This window comes from Empedobacter falsenii (genome assembly GCF_013488205.1).
GTDB classification, from domain to species: Bacteria; Bacteroidota; Bacteroidia; order Flavobacteriales; family Weeksellaceae; genus Empedobacter; species Empedobacter falsenii_C.
Genome location: NZ_CP040908.1, coordinates 2,589,142 through 2,607,551 on the forward strand (window position 1 = coordinate 2,589,142; position 18,410 = coordinate 2,607,551).

At 31.5% G+C, this 18,410-nt stretch carries 16 protein-coding genes and 1 riboswitch; of the genes, 15 read left to right on the top strand and 1 reads right to left on the bottom strand.

Translation table 11 applies throughout. From position 1 onward, the window contains the following. Window positions 1-33: 33 nt before the first annotated feature. A riboswitch (purine riboswitch) is annotated at window positions 34-132 on the bottom strand. 194 nt (window positions 133-326) lie between these two features. Further along, window positions 327-572: a hypothetical protein gene (locus FH779_RS12050; RefSeq protein ID WP_038332385.1), complete on the bottom strand. Its 246-nt coding sequence runs from the start codon at window positions 570-572 to the stop codon at window positions 327-329. Window positions 573-764: 192 nt separating this feature from the next. Between FH779_RS12050 and FH779_RS12055 the strand changes: the two genes are divergently transcribed. The 15 genes from FH779_RS12055 (at window position 765) to FH779_RS12125 (ending at window position 18,325) form a co-directional block, all read left to right on the top strand. Beyond that, the gene (locus FH779_RS12055; RefSeq protein ID WP_221627910.1) at window positions 765-2,729 is read left to right on the top strand and encodes an LTA synthase family protein; all 1,965 of its coding nucleotides are present in this window, start codon (window positions 765-767) and stop codon (window positions 2,727-2,729) included. Beyond that, a complete protein-coding gene (locus FH779_RS12060; protein ID WP_180904881.1) occupies window positions 2,719-3,606 on the top strand; it encodes a diacylglycerol/lipid kinase family protein in 888 nt (295 codons plus the stop codon). Before FH779_RS12055 ends, FH779_RS12060 begins: the two co-directional genes overlap by 11 nt. Before the next feature lie 3 nt (window positions 3,607-3,609). Next, a complete protein-coding gene (locus FH779_RS12065; protein WP_180904882.1) occupies window positions 3,610-4,293 on the top strand; it encodes a response regulator transcription factor in 684 nt (227 codons plus the stop codon). Next, window positions 4,286-5,680 (top strand): sensor histidine kinase, encoded by a 1,395-nt coding sequence (locus tag FH779_RS12070; RefSeq protein WP_180904883.1) that lies wholly within the window; start codon window positions 4,286-4,288, stop codon window positions 5,678-5,680. Before FH779_RS12065 ends, FH779_RS12070 begins: the two co-directional genes overlap by 8 nt. Before the next feature lie 29 nt (window positions 5,681-5,709). Next, on the top strand, window positions 5,710-5,916 hold the full coding sequence (locus FH779_RS12075; protein WP_180904884.1) for a (4Fe-4S)-binding protein: 207 nt from the start codon (window positions 5,710-5,712) through the stop codon (window positions 5,914-5,916). Between the two features lie 197 nt (window positions 5,917-6,113). Continuing rightward, complete coding sequence (abc-f, locus tag FH779_RS12080) at window positions 6,114-7,700, top strand: ribosomal protection-like ABC-F family protein (protein ID WP_180904885.1); 1,587 nt, start codon at window positions 6,114-6,116, stop codon at window positions 7,698-7,700. A 159-nt stretch (window positions 7,701-7,859) separates the two neighbouring features. Then, a complete protein-coding gene (locus tag FH779_RS12085; protein WP_180904886.1) occupies window positions 7,860-9,194 on the top strand; it encodes a sigma-54-dependent transcriptional regulator in 1,335 nt (444 codons plus the stop codon). A gap of 367 nt (window positions 9,195-9,561) precedes the next feature. Beyond that, a complete protein-coding gene (locus FH779_RS12090; protein ID WP_114999274.1) occupies window positions 9,562-9,852 on the top strand; it encodes a DUF7674 family protein in 291 nt (96 codons plus the stop codon). 90 nt (window positions 9,853-9,942) lie between these two features. Then, window positions 9,943-10,020, top strand: a complete 78-nt coding sequence (gene kdpF / locus FH779_RS17730; RefSeq protein WP_084106879.1) for a K(+)-transporting ATPase subunit F — start codon at window positions 9,943-9,945, stop codon at window positions 10,018-10,020. 18 nt (window positions 10,021-10,038) lie between these two features. Further along, window positions 10,039-11,733, top strand: coding sequence for a potassium-transporting ATPase subunit KdpA (gene kdpA / locus FH779_RS12100; RefSeq protein ID WP_180904887.1), 1,695 nt, complete (start codon window positions 10,039-10,041; stop codon window positions 11,731-11,733). Window positions 11,734-11,736: 3 nt separating this feature from the next. Beyond that, window positions 11,737-13,752, top strand: a complete 2,016-nt coding sequence (gene kdpB / locus FH779_RS12105) for a potassium-transporting ATPase subunit KdpB (protein WP_180904888.1) — start codon at window positions 11,737-11,739, stop codon at window positions 13,750-13,752. Between the two features lie 81 nt (window positions 13,753-13,833). Continuing rightward, complete coding sequence (locus tag FH779_RS12110) at window positions 13,834-14,400, top strand: K(+)-transporting ATPase subunit C (RefSeq protein WP_180904889.1); 567 nt, start codon at window positions 13,834-13,836, stop codon at window positions 14,398-14,400. After that, window positions 14,400-15,473, top strand: a complete 1,074-nt coding sequence (locus FH779_RS12115) for a porin (RefSeq protein WP_180904890.1) — start codon at window positions 14,400-14,402, stop codon at window positions 15,471-15,473. The genes FH779_RS12110 and FH779_RS12115 overlap by 1 nt, the downstream gene beginning before the upstream one ends. Further along, window positions 15,474-16,604 (top strand): sensor protein KdpD, encoded by a 1,131-nt coding sequence (locus tag FH779_RS12120; protein WP_180904891.1) that lies wholly within the window; start codon window positions 15,474-15,476, stop codon window positions 16,602-16,604. It abuts the gene before it with no gap. Continuing rightward, a complete protein-coding gene (locus tag FH779_RS12125; RefSeq protein ID WP_180904892.1) occupies window positions 16,601-18,325 on the top strand; it encodes a HAMP domain-containing sensor histidine kinase in 1,725 nt (574 codons plus the stop codon). Before FH779_RS12120 ends, FH779_RS12125 begins: the two co-directional genes overlap by 4 nt. Window positions 18,326-18,410 lie beyond the last annotated feature (85 nt).

Here is an 18,410-nt window from a genome sequence, read left to right on the forward strand (position 1 = left end):
ATTTTCTAACAAGAGTGGTTCAAGACTCATTTTGTAGAAAAAAAATTCATTTGTAGTGGCAATTTTTTATGGTCTGCCGTAGAGACGCTCAACCTTATTATGAGCTATACAAATGTTGTAAACTTTAAAAACTAAATCACCTTTAAAAGTGAACTGCAAAATTAAACATTTTAATTAGTAAAATCAAATCTAAATCAACAATATTTTATTTAATTTTTTGGTTAAATATTTTTCTTAAAATTTAAGCATGATTATCAATCAAATGTCCCTTTTTACAACAAAAAAAATCCTTATCAAAATTGATAAGGATTTTTCGTTTTCCGTAATTATCTTGTAATTGTCAAATCGTATTCGTTGTCTGATTCATCATATTTATATGATAATTTCATATTGAAATCTTGCATAAACTTTTTGCAAAACGTTTCTATATTTAATGAATCTGGAAAAGTAGCTTTGTTAACTGTCATAAACAAAGTTGTCCAACTTGTATTGTCTTTAAAAATTGTAGAGAATCTTTTCTCCCAATATGTTAAAAACTTTTCTTCTTTTTCATTGATTAATATCTCTTCCATTATACCTACTTTATAAACCAATTACAAATTTACAACTATTTCTAATCAAAACCATTTTTTCACGAATTATTAACGTTTTCAGCTTCTATCTTTCATTCAAGAATCGCAAACTTAAGATTCGCTTAAGATTCACTTTTCCATGTTAATAATCTATTAAATATCAAGACATTTGAACAATAATTCAAAAACAAAATGTTTACAAATAATTTAAAAGGACGTTACAGTATTTTACTATTTTTCAGTTCGTTATTTATTCTAATTTCATTTATTCTACGCCTAATTTTTGCGATTTGGGTAAAAAGCGATTTCGATTGGAATATCGGCTCGTTATTACACACTATTTTTTATGGATTAGTGTACGACATTAGTGTTGTAAGCTGTTTCACGTTATTCTTATCATTTTATTTTATAATTTTACCAAACAAATTCGTCAATTCTTTATTTGATCGAATTTTCGTGTATTTCGTTTATACATTGTATTTGGTAATCATTTATTTTACATTTTTTGCCGAAGTTACATTTTGGGACGAATTCAAAAGTCGATTCAATTTTATTGCAGTCGATTATTTAATTTATACATACGAAGTTGTCAAAAACATTCAAGAATCATATCCATTACCTGTTTTAATTGGCGGAATTGTGTTGATTACAGGCTTGACAATTTTCGCAACAAAAAAAGGTTATTTCTTCTACAATACATTTCATAACAAACCAAAAACAAGTCAAAAAGTTGGCGTTTTTGTGTTCAATTTATTACTTGCGGTTGGTTCATTATTCCTTTTAAACAACGATAGTAGTTCAACTTCTGAAAACCGATACAACAATGAAATTTCTAAAGCTGGAATCTTTTCATTCTTTTCAGCTTTCCGAAATAATCACTTAAAATACGACGAACATTATAAATCTATTCCGATTGAAGATGCTTTTGCAGTAATGAAATCTGAATTGCAAGATTCGAAAACTGTTTTCGATCAACAATTCAAAAATCCAATACGAAGAACAATTTTAGCAAGTAATCCGTCACAAGCAGAGCAAAAACCAAACGTGATTTTTGTATTGATGGAAAGTATGAGCGCTTCATTTTTGCAAGAGCAATTCAACGGAAAATCAATCACTCCAAACCTTAATGATATTGCAAATAACAGCATCTATTTTTCGAATATGTATGCCAACGGAACGCGTACAGTACGCGGAATGGAAGCTGTTACATTATCAATTCCTCCTACTCCTGGAAACAGTATTGTGAAACGTGTTGATAATCAAAACTTATATACTATTTCGAACGTTTTCAAAGCAAAAGGTTATCACAATATGTTCTTTTATGGTGGCGATGGATATTTTGATAATATGAATGCGTTTTATGGTGGAAATGGTTTTGATATTTACGATCGTGGTCGTGGTAGTGTTTTGAGTGATAAAATCAACACCAATCGTTTCAATATTAATGATGATGAAGTTACTTTTGAAAATGCTTGGGGAATTGCAGACGATGATATTTACAGAAAAGTAATCAAAGTTGCCGATGAAAAATACAAAACAAAACAACCATTTTTTGCTTTCGTAATGTCTACTTCTAACCACAAACCTTATTCATACGAAGATGGAAAAATTGATATTCCGTCTGGAACTGGTCGTCCTGGTGCGGTGAAATATGCCGATTATGCGATTGGAGATTTAATTACAAAAGCGAAAACAAAACCTTGGTTCAGTAATACCGTTTTTGTATTTATTGCCGATCACTGTGCAAGTAGCGCGGGTAAAGATGCAATTGATGTAAAAAATCATCACATTCCTGCATTTATCTATAATTTGAAATCGCATGCAAACGAAAATGTCACAAAAGAAGTTTCTCAAATTGATATTTTCCCAACGTTATTTTCGTTGTTTAATTGGAAGTATACATCTCAATTCTATGGAAAAGACATTTTCGATCCGCAATACAAATCGCGTTCTTTTGTTGGTACGTATATTAAATTAGGAATGAAAAAAGGAGAAGATGTTTCAATTTTATCCGATCAAAAGAAAATTAATCAATACAAATGGATTGATAAAAATTTAATTGATACAAAGGTTGATCCTATTTTCGAGCGTTCTATCATATCTAATTATCAAACAGCCGATTATTTATTTAGCAATCATTTATTAAATGAAAAATAAAATCATTTTTATCATCAATCCAATTGCTGGAAAGGGAAAAGGACGAATGATTGAAACTGAAATTCAAAGTTATTTTAGTCAGAAAAATATTGATTTCGAAACATTTTTGACTGAAAGTATTGGTCATGCAACCGAAATTACGAATCAAGTTCTCACAAAAAATCCTGATATAATAGTAGCTTGTGGCGGCGACGGAACAATAAACGAAGTCGCTCAAGCTTTGGTTGGTAGCAATGTTGCTTTGGGAATTATTCCGATTGGCTCTGGAAATGGATTAGCTGCTAATTTGCATATTCCTAAATCTACTGAAAAAGCTTTTGAAATGATTCTGAATGCAAAAATCAATAAAATTGATGCAGGAAAAATCAACGAAAAATACTTTTTCAGCAATATGGGATTGGGAATTGATGCAGATGTGATTAACAATTACGCACAAACCAAAACAAGAAACTTTTTGGGATATGTAACCGCCAGTACAAAAGCAATTTTCAACTTTCAACCGAAAAAATTTAGCATCGAATTAGACAACGAACATACATTAGATGATGATTTCTATTTTGTGTTCTGCTCCAACTCTAACGAAGCGGGTTACGGCATCTCATTTTCGCCCAATGCAAAATTAAATGATGGAAAATTAGACTTTCTTGCGGTAAAAAAGCTTAATTTTATCCAACAAATTCAGTTTTCGGCGAATGTTTTAGGAAAACGAATTGAAAAAATGAAGCAAGCAAAAGTATTGCAAGTTAATTCAGTAAAATTCAATTCCAAACAAACAAAAACCATTGCACAAGTTGATGGTGAAGCTGTTATTTTTAACCAAAATTCTATTGAAGTTTCGATTATCCCGAATGCTTTAAATGTTATTGTTCCAAATTAGAAAATGAACAAACCAAAAGTTTTAATTGTTGAAGATGAATTGGGAATTGCCAATTTTATGCTTCAAGGTTTAGAAGAAGAAAATTTATCGCCAACGCACTGTTTAAGCGGCGAAGATGCCTTAGTGAAAATAAATAACGAGAAATTTGATGTTATTTTATTGGATTGGATGATGTTAAATATTTCTGGATTAGAAGTTTGTCAAACAACGCGATCTACTGAAAATCCAAATAAAAAAACGCCCATTATTTTCATTACAGCGAAAGATACAGTTCAAGATACAATTGAAGGTTTGAATACTGGTGCAAATGATTACATCAAAAAACCATTTGATTTCAATGAATTAGTAGCACGAATCAACGTTTATCTTCGTCAAAATGAATCGAATAATCTTTTGAATTTCGGAAATATTTCATTAAATACAGAAACGCATCAAACTTTTTTAGACAATAATTTAGTTGAATTAACACTAAAAGAATTTCAACTTTTAGCTTATCTTTTCAAGAATAAAAACCGAATTTGTACACGCAAAGAAATCATTGAAAACGTTTGGGACATTCATTTTGAATATGATACAAGTGTGATTGATGTTTTTATTAATGCGATTCGTAAAAAATTGAATCTAAAAAAAGACGATCCGCGTTTGCATACTATTCGTGGCGTTGGTTACATTTCGAAAGATGCTTAAAAAATTTTCAGTAAAAAATAGAATTGCGCTTTTCTACAGTCTTACTTTTTCGGTTATTTTACTGATTATATTTTATTTAATTTATTTTTCTGTAAACCGAGGTATCAACAAAACGATGTACGAAACGTTGGAGGAAGAAATCAATAGTCACGTTGATTATGTTTTACACGAACCAACATTAGAGAACTTTGTTCAACCACGTGAATGGGAAGAAGTTGAACATACAGACATTGCACTGAATCCTGTTTTTATCTCGATTTATAATAAAAATTTCAAATTAATTGAGAGCTCTCCAAATATGGTGCAAAATCAATTGGATTGGAACAATGAAGAACCAGAAAATAAGCCTTTTTACGCTGAATACAATTCAATTCAGTTATTAATTTCTCAAGCAAAATTGATTCATCACGGCGAAGTTGTGGGATATTTGGTCGTCGGCGTTTCAACAAAACACAATCAATTAGCGCTAGATTATTTGAAAACTGCCTTACTTATTATCTTTCCTATTTCGGTTTTATTGACGTTTCTTTTAGCTCGTTTTATTGCTGCTAAATCGATTAAACCTGTTTTCAATGTGATTCATACAGCGCAGTCTATCACAGAAAATAATCTTTCAGAACGTATTCAATTACCTAAAAATAAAGATGAATTATTTCAACTTTCAGCGACAATAAATTCACTGTTAGATCGATTAGAGTTTCAAATTTTAAAAGCTAAACAGTTTTCGGCTGACGCTTCACATGAACTTCGAACACCTTTAGCAATTATAAAAGGAACATTGGAAATTTTGATTCGACGCGAACGTACGCCTGAACAATATAATGAAAAAATAGATTACACATTGAAACAAGTGAATCGTTTGGATCGTTTGGTGGAACAATTTTTATTGCTTTCTCGTGTCGAAAATAATAGTTTGGAGCTAAAAACTTCATTATTTGAACTAAAATCAGAAGTTTTAAAATCAATTGAACGTTTTGATGTTTTGTTACAAGAAAAACAAATTTCTGTCGATACGGAACAACTTCAAGCTTATGAAATTGATAATTTCCAAGAATTTTTTGAGATTATTATAGATAACATTTTATCAAATGCCATAAAATATTCGAACTTAAAAGGTCAAATCACAATTCTTTCTAACATCGAAAATGATTGCTATGAATTGATTTTTGAAGACAATGGAATTGGAATGAATCAAGAAGATTTAAAATTTGTTCAAGAACGATTTTTCCGAATTAAAAATGATTCAACACTCCATATTTCTGGTTCTGGATTAGGACTAAATATTGCAACACAATTAGCTAAAATGTCTGATATTAAAATGCGAATTGAGAGTAAGCAAAATATTGGAACTAAAATTATTTTAACGTTGAATATTGAAAATTTTTAAGTAACTTCAATTCATCTAAAAATATCAAAATGAACCAACACGAATATACCAACGGAGAAATTACTATAATCTGGAAGCCTGAATTATGTCAACATGCAGGTATTTGCGTAAAACTACTTCCAAATGTATATAATCCGAAAGAAAAACCTTGGCTAAAACCAGAAAATGCAAGTAGTGATGAACTTATCAAACAAGTTCACCAATGTCCTTCAGGCGCGTTGAGTATAAAGAAGTAAAATTTTATCAGTATTTAATGTTCCTATGTAGCTAATCTTTAGCTTCCCTCTGATTTCTTATTAATTAAATAAACTTCGTATATTCGCAGAATCAAAATTTAAGTAAGATACAATGTAAAAAATAATTTCTTTCAGACAAATCAGAACAACAACCTCAAAACGGTTGCTGTATTGTTTCACTTCTAAAGAAAGGAATTATGCTTACTTTACAAAATATTTCATATCAACATCCAAACAAGGATATACTGTTTAGCGACATTAATTTAACAGTACAAAATCAAGAAAAAATTGCTTTAATTGGTAATAACGGAGTAGGAAAATCTACTTTATTGAAAATTATCGCCAAAAAAAGTCAATCATCAAACGGAATAATAAACATTGAAACCGAACCTTATTATGTTCCACAAATTTTCGGACAATTCGATCAGTTAACAATAGCTCAAGTACTGAAAATTGAAGATAAATTAAGTGCATTGCACGAAATTTTAAACGGAAACACAAGTGAAGATAATTTCAATTCACTCGATGATGATTGGACAATCGAAGACCGTTGCAATGAAGCATTAAGTTATTGGCAACTCAATAATTTAGACTTATCCAAAAAAATGGAAACTCTAAGTGGTGGACAAAAAACAAAGGTTTTTTTAGCTGGAATTTCCATTCATCAGCCCGAATTAATTTTATTGGATGAACCTAGCAATCATCTCGATAATGTAAGCCGTCAACTTTTATACGATCTAGTTCTCGATACAAAAAGCACGTTAATCATCGTAAGCCATGACAGAAAACTTCTAAACCTTCTAAATAGTGTTTATGAGTTAAGTAAACACGGGATTAAAGTTTATGGTGGAAATTACGACTTTTATAAAGCTCAAAAACAGATTGAAAACAATGCCTTGAGTCAAGATATTCAAAGTAAAGAAAAAGCATTGCGAAAAGCCAAAGAGAAAGAACGAGATACTTTAGAACGGCAACAAAAATTGGATAATCGTGGAAAAAGTAAACAAGAAAAATCAGGTGTTGCTCGAATAATGATGAACACTTTGCGAAATAATGCCGAAAATAGTACATCAAAATTAAAAGGTGTTCATACAGAAAAAATTAATGGAATTTCTCAGGATTTACAAACGCTTCGCTCCTCTCTATCTCCTTTAGATAAAATGAAATTTGGTTTTGATCATTCTCACTTGCACAAAGGAAAAGTTTTACTTACTGCAACTAACATTAACTTTGGTTATAACGATAAACTGATTTGGGAAAATAACTTAAATTTTGAGATTATAAGTCGTGAACGCATTGCAATAAAAGGAAAAAACGGTTCAGGAAAAACTACGTTGATAAAGCTTATTTTAGGAAAGATAAAACCGCAAAAAGGAACAATTTATCGAGCAGAAAATAAATCCATTTACATTGACCAAGATTATTCGTTACTTAATAATAAACTAGAAGTTTACGAGCAAGCACAACAATTTAATACCTCAGCATTACAAGAACACGAAATCAAGATTCGTTTAAACCGATTTTTGTTTTCAAAAGATGATTGGGAGAAACCTTGCTTAACATTGAGTGGTGGTGAAAGAATGCGTTTATTACTTTGTTGTTTAACAATAAACAGCAAAGCTCCTGACATTATTATTTTGGACGAACCTACCAATAATTTAGATATTCAGAACATTGAAATTTTGACAAAAGCCATAAACGAATATCAAGGAACGCTAATCGTTGTATCACACGACGAAGCATTTTTGGAGCAAATAAAAATAGAGCGGACGATTGATTTATAAAAAAATAATCAACTTCCTTCCAATAGATTCAAAAGTTACTCAATCCTACATTTGATGCGTTTTTGAAATTTTTGAAAAAGTTGAAAGAAGAAAAAAATAATGAGTTTATAAAAGCTATATGCATAAAAACAATACCTTCGTTGTTCACAAGTAATAAAAATGCATTCAATTTTAATCATAGACGATGAAACAAAAATCAGAACACTCCTAGCTCGAATTCTCGAATTAGAAGGTTTTGAAATACATCAAGCAGAAGATTTAAAATCAGGGCTTAAGAAAATTAAAACACTTACTCCTGAAGTTATTTTATGTGATGTAAAATTACCTGATGGTAATGGTGTTGAGTTTGCAAAAGAAGTCAAAGAAAAATTTCCTTTGATAGAAATTATTCTGCTTACAGCTTATGGAAATATTCCTGATGGCGTTCAAGCTATTAAAAACGGAGCTTTTGATTATATTACAAAAGGGGATGATAACAATCGTATTTTACCCTTGTTGTATAGAGCTTTGGATCGTGTGAAATATAATAAAGAGAATGAAATTTCTCAAGAAACAACATCAACAAAATTAGACAGTAATTTATTATTGGGTAAATCTCCAATTTTTGAACAAGCTTTACAATTAGCTCAAAAAGTTGCACCAACAAATGCTACCGTTCTTTTAACCGGAGAAACAGGAACTGGAAAAGAAGTTTTTGCGACAGCCATACATCAATCAAGTTTGCGAAAAGACCAAAATTTTGTTGCTATTAACTGTTCTGCTTTTAGTAAAGACTTATTAGAAAGTGAATTATTTGGTCATAAAGCAGGTGCATTTACAGGCGCAATGAAAGATCAAAAAGGTTTGTTTGAAGAAGCTCATTTAGGAACTATTTTTTTAGATGAAATTGGCGAAATGGCCTTGGATTTACAAGCAAAATTATTGCGAGTTTTAGAATCGGGTGAGTTTATTAAAATCGGCGAAACAAAACCTACAAAAGTTGATGTACGAATTATTGCAGCCACTAACCGAAATTTGGAAAAGGAAATTGCAAACGGAACATTTCGCGAAGATTTATTTTATCGAATTTCTGTGTTCCATATCGAGTTACCTTCCTTACGTGAACGCGTTTCGGATATCGAACTAATCGTGAATCAGTTTATAAAACACTTCAATCAGTATTATCAAAAAAATATAAAATCTATCAATCAGGAAACTTTACTTTTTCTAAAAAAATATTCGTGGCCGGGAAATATTCGTGAATTAAAAAATACGATCGAACGTGCTATTATTTTGTCGGAAAATGAAGAACTTTCTACAAATGATTTTCCTTCATTTATTCAAACAAGCGAAATTGATCAGAACGAAAATTCATTAGAATTAGCTTTAATGGAAAAAAAACATATTCAGAAAGTTTTAAAATTTACAAAAGGAAACAAAACAAAAACGGCAGAATTATTAGGTATTGGCTTAACAACGCTTTATCGAAAAATAGCCGAATATGAACTGAATTAATTTAGAATACTGACCATTATATATTTTGATAATTTTATCAATAAAACCGTCAGTTCGAGTGAAATTCTGAAAAGAATTTTATATCGAGAAGTAAGATGGTTTTAGGTATATATTCGTCTAAGTTCTCGATACTATTTTCTTATTCTATCGAAACGAAAATAACTCGAACTGACGAATTTTTGTTCAAAATGAAAAACAGATATAAAATACTTTATCATAATGAAAATAAACCCTTCCATTTTGGAAGGGTTTTTTATTTGAGTAAAAAACCATAAAAACATAACGTATTGATTTTGTTTCGTCTAATTAATTCTAATTGCTTTGGCATTTTGATTGGCTTATGTAGAGAAATTTAAAAATCTACAAAATGAAAATGAAACAAACGATTTCATTAGATGAAGTCAAAGAACTTAAAAGTAAAGTACTGCAAAACATTTTAGATAATAATCCAGCACGTGTAAAACAGCTATGTTATAGTGTAGGAAAATTGTTTTCAAAAACAAATGATTTGGGTAAAACATACATCAATAATCTGTTTATACTACCCGTTACTTTGATGATTGAAGCGGATTTCAAAAACCGAAAACAGTTTTTGAATTTGTTTCCAATGAATTTGAAATCAGAATATGTTAAACAAATTTATCATTCAGGAATATGATAACAATTGTATTACTATTAGCTGGGATTTTATGTTTTGGAGTATTCTTCAAATCCATTGACTTTTTTGATAATATATAATTCATTCACCATGATTTTCTTATTACTCATCGCTATTGCTTTGTTTGTTTACTTAGTATATGTGCTATTAAAACCCGAAAAATTTTAAACTTAATTATTCGTAAAAATGAATTCAGAAATATTTGGCGTTATCGTACAATTTTTAGTTGCGATCGCTCTTTCCATTCCGTTAGGAAATTACATTGCAAAAGTGTATCTCAATAAACCAACTTTTTTAGACCGATTAATTTCCCCAATAGAAAAGTTGTTATTCAAAATATCAGGTATCAATTCAGAGGAGCAGATGAATTGGAAACAACATTTAAGTGCATTGTTAACGATTAATTTGATTTGGTTTGTCATTGGATTTATTCTATTAATGACACAAGGTTTGTTGCCTTTTAATCCAGATAAAAATCCAAGTATGAGCCCTGATTTGGCTTTCAATACGATTATTTCGTTTGTGGTGAATTGTAATTTACAACACTATTCAGGAGAAACAGGCGTAAGTTATTTAGCACAATTATGGCTGATGTTTTTACAATTTGTGAGTGCAGCAACTGGTATGGCAGCAGCAGTTACATTATTTGAAGCTTTTCGACAAAAAACAACGAAAACTTTAGGTAATTTTTATACCTATTTCATCAAATCTATTACGCGTATTTTATTGCCATTATGTGTAATTGTATCTTCAATCTTAATTTTTCAAGGAACTCTAATGACATTTGAAGGAAAAGATAAAATGATGACTTTAGAAGGAAATAAAGTGGAAGTTTCTCGAGGACCTGCAGCAGCTTTTATAGCCATAAAACATCTAGGAACAAATGGAGGCGGATTCTTTGGAACCAACTCTGCACACCCATTCGAAAACCCAACATATATAAGTAATATGACGGAAATGATTGCACAAATGCTAATTCCGTTGGCGATGTTATTTGCCTTTGGCGTTTATACAAATCGCAGAAAATTCGCTTGGATGATGTTTGGTGTAATGACTGTAGGCTTTCTATGTTTAACGATTCCGAATGTTTACATGGAATCGCAAGGAAATCCAATGATTGAAAAACTCGGTATTGATAATTCATTAGGTGCAATGGAAGGTAAAGAAGTTCGAATTGGTTCTGCCGCTTCAGGATTTTGGAGCATCGCAACAACCGTTATTTCTACAGGTTCAGTCAATTCTATGCACGATAGTACAATGCCATTATCTGGAATGAACGAATTGTTAGCTATGATGATCAACAGTGTTTATGGAGGTGTGGGAGTTGGTATTTTAAACTTCTTTGTATTTGTAATTTTAGCGGTATTTATTAGTGGATTGATGGTTGGTAGAACACCTGAAATTTTTGGAAAAAAAATAGAAGCCAAAGAAATGAAAATCGCCATGATGATTACCCTTTTACATCCATTCTTGATTTTAGTAGGAACAGCTTTGGCTGCTGGAATACCAAGTGAAACACTATCAACCTTAAACAACTCTTCGTATCATGGATTTAGTGAAATGTTATATGAATTTACTTCATCTGCTGCAAATAACGGTTCTGGTTTCGAAGGCTTAGGAGACAACACTCCATTTTGGAATATTGCAACTGGTTTTGTATTGATTTTAGGACGATTCTTACCTATAATTGGTCCTGTTGCAATTGCTGGATTATTAGCAAAAAAACATTTTGTCCCAGAAGGTTCAGGAACTTTAGCAACCGATACAGCAACTTTTGGAAGTATTGTTTTTGCCATCATCTTAATTGTTGCAGCCTTAGCATTTTTTCCAGCTTTAACCTTAGGTCCCATTGCAGATTATTTTTCAACTCCAAAATTTTAGAAAATGACACGAGAAAATAAAACCAATTTATTTGAAAAAACATTGGTACAAACAGCCTTCAAAGAAGCTTTCATCAAACTAAATCCAGCAACTTTATATAAAAACCCTGTCATGTTTGCTGTAGAAATTGGTACTGCAATTATGTTAGGAGTTTGTTTTTGGATTCTTTTAGGTGAAACATCTCAAGGTAGTTTTGGGTATAATTTTTCAATTTTCATCTTACTCCTTTTTACATTGTTATTTGCCAATTTTGCTGAAGCAATTGCCGAAGCAAGAGGAAAAGCTCAAGCCGACAGTTTACGTAAAACACGAGAAGAAACGCCTGCAAAATTAGAAAATGGTGAAACGATTTCATCCTCTGCTCTAATCAAAGATATGATGTTCATCTGTGAAGCTGGAGATATAATTCCAACCGATGGTGAAATTATAGAAGGTTTAGCAACGATCGACGAAAGTGCTATTACAGGAGAAAGTGCACCTGTAATTCGTGAAGCTGGTGGTGATAAAAGCTCGGTTACTGGAGGAACAAAAGTTCTTTCGGATCGAATTAAAGTCAAAGTTACGACACAACCAGGAGAAAGTTTTTTAGATAAAATGATTGCATTAGTTGAAGGTGCAAATCGTCAGAAATCACCAAATGAAATTGCTTTAACCATTTTATTAGCTGCTTTTACATTAGTATTTGTCATAGTTATGGTTACCCTAAAACCATTCGCTGATTATGCAAATGTTCCCATTACCATTGGCGCTTTAATCTCATTATTTGTATGTTTAATTCCAACCACTATTGGAGGTTTATTATCCGCAATCGGAATTGCTGGAATGGATAGAGCTTTGCGTGCAAATGTTATTACAAAAAGTGGAAAAGCAGTGGAAACAGCAGGCGATATAGATGTTTTATTATTGGATAAAACAGGAACCATTACAATCGGGAATCGTAAGGCGACGGCTTTATATCCTGCAATTGGAATAGAAATGGAAGCTTTAGAAAAAGCAGCAGTTCTTAGTTCGATGAGTGATGAAACGCCAGAAGGAAAATCAATTATAGAATTAGTTCAGATAGATCCATTAAAGTATGCAATTCAACATCCTATTTTCATCAATTTTAGCGCAGAAACACGTTGTTCAGGAATTGATTTTGATCAAACTCGTATTCGAAAAGGAGCTGTAGATGCTATCAAAAATTTGGTTGAAAATGCTGGAAATACTTTTCCAAACGAAATTCAATTGAAAGCTAATGAAATTGCTCAAAATGGAGGAACACCTTTAGTTGTTTCTCAAAATGAACAAGTTTTAGGAGTGATCGAATTACAAGATATTATCAAACCTGGAATTCAAGAACGCTTTGCTCGTTTACGTAAAATGGGAATTAAAACGGTTATGGTAACAGGTGATAATCCTATGACTGCAAAATTTATCGCAGAAAAAGCAGGTGTAGATGATTTTATTGCGGAAGCAAAACCGGAGGATAAAATGAATTACATCAAAAAAGAACAAACCGAAGGTCGTTTGGTTGCGATGATGGGCGATGGTACAAATGACGCTCCTGCTCTAGCGCAAGCTAATGTTGGTGTAGCCATGAACAGTGGTACGCAAGCAGCAAAAGAAGCTGGAAATATGGTAGATTTAGATAATGATCCAACCAAATTAATTGAAGTTGTTGAAATCGGAAAACAATTATTAATGACGCGCGGAACCTTAACAACCTTTAGTATTGCCAACGATGTAGCAAAATATTTTGCCATCATACCCGCTTTATTTATTACAGCAATTCCGGCCTTAAAAGGATTGAATATCATGAATTTACATAGTCCAGAAACCGCTATTTTATCGGCTGTTATTTTCAATGCGATTATTATTCCTTTCTTGATTCCTTTAGCATTAAAAGGTGTTCCATACAAACCAATTGGAGCAAGTGCACTTTTGAGAAGAAATTTACTGATTTATGGAATTGGAGGAATCATCGTTCCATTTATCGGGATAAAACTAATCGACATCTTTATTTCCATATTTTTTTAATTAATGTAATGAGCTGTTTTGAAGGAGTTCAATATTCTATTAATAAAATTCAAAACAGCAAATTTTTAAAACTAATACAAAATGAAACAAAATAGTATAAAAGCAATTTTACTAACATTAAGCTTAATGCTCCTTTTAATGGTACTATATCCGTTAGCTATGTGGGGAATTGCTCAACTTTCTCCAAATCAAGGAAAAGGTTTTTTAGTTGCCGATAAAAACAATCAGCATTATTACGAAAATATTGGACAATCATTTTCAAAAGATCATTATTTCTGGGGACGACCATCGGCTGTAGATTACAATGCAGCAGGTTCTGGTGCAAGTAACAAAGGATCAAATAATGAAGAATATTTGCAAGAAGTTGAAAAACGCTTAAATGATTTTCTTCAAAAAAATCCAACGGTAAAAAAAGAAGACGTTCCTGTAGATTTAATTACGGCTAGTGGAAGTGGTTTAGATCCTAATATTTCAGTTCAAGGAGCAATTGTGCAAGTTGATAGAATTGCAAAAGCTCGAGGTTTAGATCACGAAAAAGTAAAAGAATTGATTGATAACCAAATTGAAAAACCTTTATTAGGAAGTTTAGGTCCTGATAAAATCAATGTCTTAAAACTGAATATCGAATTGGATAAATTATCGAAATAATGAAAAAAATACTTGCTTTTGGTGCTTTTATTTTGGGTTTAAATGTTCAAGCTCAAAACGATTCTATTCAGAAATTAAAACTTTCTGGCTATGCAGAAGTTTATTATACCTACGATTTTAATCAACCAAAAAACAATCAGCTTCCTAATTATTTGTATTCGTTTAATCGACACAATGAGATGAATTTAAACTTCGGTACAATTCAATTGCAATATAATGATGAACGAGTTCGAGGAAATCTTGCTTTAATGGCAGGAACTTATGCGCAATCAAATCTTGCTGCAGAACCTGATGGTTTAAGAAATATTTACGAAGCAAATATCGGTATCAAACTTTCAAAGAATAAAAATTTATGGCTAGATGCAGGTATTATGCCTTCTCACATTGGATTTGAAAGCGCAATTGGTGCTAATGTTGCAACACTTACACGAAGTATTCAGGCAGAGAATTCACCGTATTTTTCAACTGGCGTTAAGCTGAGTTATATTTCACCTAATAACAAATGGGCAATGAGTTTGCATTATTTAAATGGTTGGCAACGTATCAAGCGTCTTGATGGTAATTCTACACCAGCTTTTGGACATCAAATTACTTACACACCAAATGAAAAATTTTCGATCAACAGCAGTTCGTTTATTGGTAGCGATACTCCTGATTCTTTGCGTCAAATGCGTTATTTCCATCATCTTTATGCTGTTTTTAAACCTATTAAAAAGCTTTCAATAACCGCAGGTTTTGATATTGGTGCACAACAAAAATCGAAAGGATCAGACAGTTATAATATTTGGTACAGTCCTATTTTAGTTGGGCAATATACATTCAATGAAAAATGGTCTGCAACTGCACGTGCCGAATATTATGCTGACGAAAAAGGTGTAATAATCTCAACGAATACACAAAATGGTTTCAAAACAGTTGGTTTTTCTTTGAATTTAGATCATTATTTTACAAATAATTTGATGTGGAGAATAGAAATTAGAAGTTTTTCGAGTAAGGATGATATCTATTTTCGAAATGATAAAAATATATCGAATGAAACATTTTTGACAACTTCTTTAGCATTAAAATTATAAATGGAAAAAGAAACACAACATACAGCAGAAGACTTTCTTGCCTTGATTCGGAAATCGAAACGAGGCAAGTTTAAGGTGTATATTGGAATGTGCGCCGGCGTTGGAAAATCTTATCGTATGTTGCAAGAAGCACACGAATTGCAAAAAAATAAGATTGATGTAAAAATTGGATATATCGAAACCCATAAGCGAGCCGAAACAGAAAATCTTGTTGTAGGATTAACCATAATTCCACGAAAAGTAATTTACTACAAAGGTAAATCTGTCGAAGAAATGGATTTGGAAGAAATCCTAAGACAAAGACCCGAAATTGTTATTGTGGACGAATTGGCGCATTCTAATGTTTTTGGAAGCAAACATGCGAAACGCTGGCAAGATGTTATGGAAATTTTAGATGCTGGTATCAATGTTATTTCTGCTGTAAATATTCAACATTTAGAAAGTTTGAATAATAGTATTTCGGAGATTACCTCGATTGACGTTTCGGAAAGAATTCCTGATATAATTTTGGAACAAGCAGATGAGATTGTAAATATTGATTTAACAGCAGATGATTTAATTGAACGATTAAAAACAGGGAAAATTTATCCGAAAGATAAAATTCAAATGGCTTTAAATAACTTTTTTATTCCTTCAAATATTTTACAATTACGTGAATTGGCTTTAAAAGAAGTTGCTTCTCATGTAGAAAAAAAGGTTGAAACCGAATATGTATCATCTGTTTATGCAAAACCGTCGCGTTTTTTGGCATGCATTAGTAGCAATGATAAAAATGCCAAAACTGTTATTCGAAAAACCGCTCGTTTGGCTGGATATTATAATTCACGTTGGTTTGTATTGTACGTAGAAACGCCAAAAGAACATCCTAATAAAATTGCCTTGGACAAACAACGACATCTCATCAATAATTTAAAATTAGCTACAGAATTAGGTGCTGAAATTGTTAAGGTAAAGAATCAACGGGTTTCTACAGCTATCATTCAACAAATTGAATTGCGAAATATTACCACTGTTTGTTTGGGAAAACCAAAGTTAAATTTAATCCAGATTATTTTGGCTACGAATGTATTTAATCAATTACTAAAAAAACTATCTTCGTTACATGTTGATGTGATTATTTTATCAAAATGAGAATTAAAACTAAACTTCGCTTAGGATTAGGCTTGCTGTTTTTATTGATTGTATTATTGGCAGCTGTAGCAACTAGGTCTATTTATTCATTGAAAAATGATACACAAAATATTTTGCATGATAATTACAACTCGTTGATTTATGCAAAAAGTATGATGCGAAATTTAAATGATGCGGAAAACTTTAATTCCAAATCGTTTGAAAAGCAATTAGCAAATCAAGAATTAAACGCAACAGAACAAGGTGAAAAAGAATTGAATCAACAGATTCGAGATAAATTTGATGCTTATAAAGAAGGAAATCATTCTCCAGAACTATTAAAAGATGTTAGAATTTCGCTTTTAGAAATGATGGAAATGAATATGCAAGCCATAGAAATTAAAAGTGAATTTGCTGAAAAGACCGCTAATCAAGCCATTTTATTAATCATTTTCACAGGTATCGCATGTATTTTTATAGCCTTTAATTCTTTGATTAAAATTCCGTCTAATATTGCAAATCCTATTCAGAAATTAACGAATAGTATCAAGGAAATTGCTTCAAATAATTACAAAGAGCGTGTCTATTTAGACAAAAAAGATGAGTTTGGCGATTTAGCGCAATCTTTTAACACCATGGCTTCTAAATTAGAAGAATACAACGAAAGTCATTTAGCAACTATTCTTAAACAAAAAACAAGAATGGAAACGCTGATTAATAATATGCACGATGTTGTAATTGGTTTGGATGAACAAATGCAAGTAATTTTCGCGAATAATGAAGCTGTAAAAGTAACAGGATTATCTGCTAAACAAATGGTAAATAAGGCAGGTAAAGATTTGGCTTTGCACAATGATTTGATTCGATTGTTATTGCAAAATATCGAAACAGAAATTATAAAAGACGAAAAACCTTTGCAAATTGTAGTGGATGAAAAAGAACAATTTTTTACCAAAGAAATTTTTCATATCGAAATAATTCCAACAGGAGAAACGATAAAACAAGTTGTTGGGCATGTGATCATTCTTAGAAACATTACCGAATTTAAAGAACTAGATGCAGCCAAAACACGATTTATTGCTACAGTTTCGCATGAATTTAAAACGCCTATTTCATCTATGGAAATGAGTTTGCAATTGCTTCGAAATAAGCAAATAGGAACATTAAACGAAGAACAAAATGATTTGGTAACTAGTATTGACGATGATGTACATCGTTTATTGCGAATAACAAAAGAATTACTCAACTTAACACAGATAGAAAGTGGTACAATTCAAATGAATAAAACAGAAGTTTTCCCTATCGAAATTGTAGAAAATGCAGTTAAAGCCAATCAAACTTTAGCTGAACAAAAGCATTTAATCATAGAAACGAATATTCCAAATCATTTAGAATCTATAAAAGTTGATCTTGAAAAAACAGCTTGGGTTTTATCAAATCTAATCTCAAATGCAATACATTATTCTCACGAAAATGCTCGAATTTGGATTACTATTGAACAAACAACAACCGAAACATCCTTCAAAGTTAAAGACGAAGGAATTGGGATTCCAACCGAATTTTTACCCAAAGTTTTCGACCGCTATTTTCGTGTACCAGGCACTCACAAAGAAGGTACAGGTTTAGGATTGGCTATTAGCAAAGAATTTATCGAAGCTCAAAAAGGAACGTTGGATGTATTTAGCGAATATGGCGTTGGAAGCGAATTCGTGATGAAGTTATCACAAAAAGAATATTCATAAAATCTATTCGTTTGGCTTGAAAACAAAAAAGCTTGAACCAGTGTTCAAACTTTTTGCAAGCCAAGAATTACTCCAACAGGAGACT

What these genes read in the sequence shown, in the direction of transcription:
- kdpA (WP_180904887.1), top strand. Translation starts at nt 10,039, where the DNA reads ATGAATTCAGAAATATTTGGCGTTATCGTACAATTTTTAGTTGCGATC.
- FH779_RS12090 (WP_114999274.1), top strand. Translation starts at nt 9,562, where the DNA reads ATGAAAATGAAACAAACGATTTCATTAGATGAAGTCAAAGAACTTAAA.
- FH779_RS12065 (WP_180904882.1), top strand. Translation starts at nt 3,610, where the DNA reads ATGAACAAACCAAAAGTTTTAATTGTTGAAGATGAATTGGGAATTGCC.
- FH779_RS12050 (WP_038332385.1), bottom strand. Translation starts at nt 572, where the DNA reads ATGGAAGAGATATTAATCAATGAAAAAGAAGAAAAGTTTTTAACATAT.
- FH779_RS12055 (WP_221627910.1), top strand. Translation starts at nt 765, where the DNA reads ATGTTTACAAATAATTTAAAAGGACGTTACAGTATTTTACTATTTTTC.
- FH779_RS12060 (WP_180904881.1), top strand. Translation starts at nt 2,719, where the DNA reads ATGAAAAATAAAATCATTTTTATCATCAATCCAATTGCTGGAAAGGGA.
- FH779_RS12115 (WP_180904890.1), top strand. Translation starts at nt 14,400, where the DNA reads ATGAAAAAAATACTTGCTTTTGGTGCTTTTATTTTGGGTTTAAATGTT.
- abc-f (WP_180904885.1), top strand. Translation starts at nt 6,114, where the DNA reads ATGCTTACTTTACAAAATATTTCATATCAACATCCAAACAAGGATATA.
- FH779_RS12070 (WP_180904883.1), top strand. Translation starts at nt 4,286, where the DNA reads ATGCTTAAAAAATTTTCAGTAAAAAATAGAATTGCGCTTTTCTACAGT.
- kdpF (WP_084106879.1), top strand. Translation starts at nt 9,943, where the DNA reads ATGATTTTCTTATTACTCATCGCTATTGCTTTGTTTGTTTACTTAGTA.
- FH779_RS12120 (WP_180904891.1), top strand. Translation starts at nt 15,474, where the DNA reads ATGGAAAAAGAAACACAACATACAGCAGAAGACTTTCTTGCCTTGATT.
- FH779_RS12075 (WP_180904884.1), top strand. Translation starts at nt 5,710, where the DNA reads ATGAACCAACACGAATATACCAACGGAGAAATTACTATAATCTGGAAG.
- FH779_RS12110 (WP_180904889.1), top strand. Translation starts at nt 13,834, where the DNA reads ATGAAACAAAATAGTATAAAAGCAATTTTACTAACATTAAGCTTAATG.
- kdpB (WP_180904888.1), top strand. Translation starts at nt 11,737, where the DNA reads ATGACACGAGAAAATAAAACCAATTTATTTGAAAAAACATTGGTACAA.
- FH779_RS12125 (WP_180904892.1), top strand. Translation starts at nt 16,601, where the DNA reads ATGAGAATTAAAACTAAACTTCGCTTAGGATTAGGCTTGCTGTTTTTA.
- FH779_RS12085 (WP_180904886.1), top strand. Translation starts at nt 7,860, where the DNA reads ATGCATTCAATTTTAATCATAGACGATGAAACAAAAATCAGAACACTC.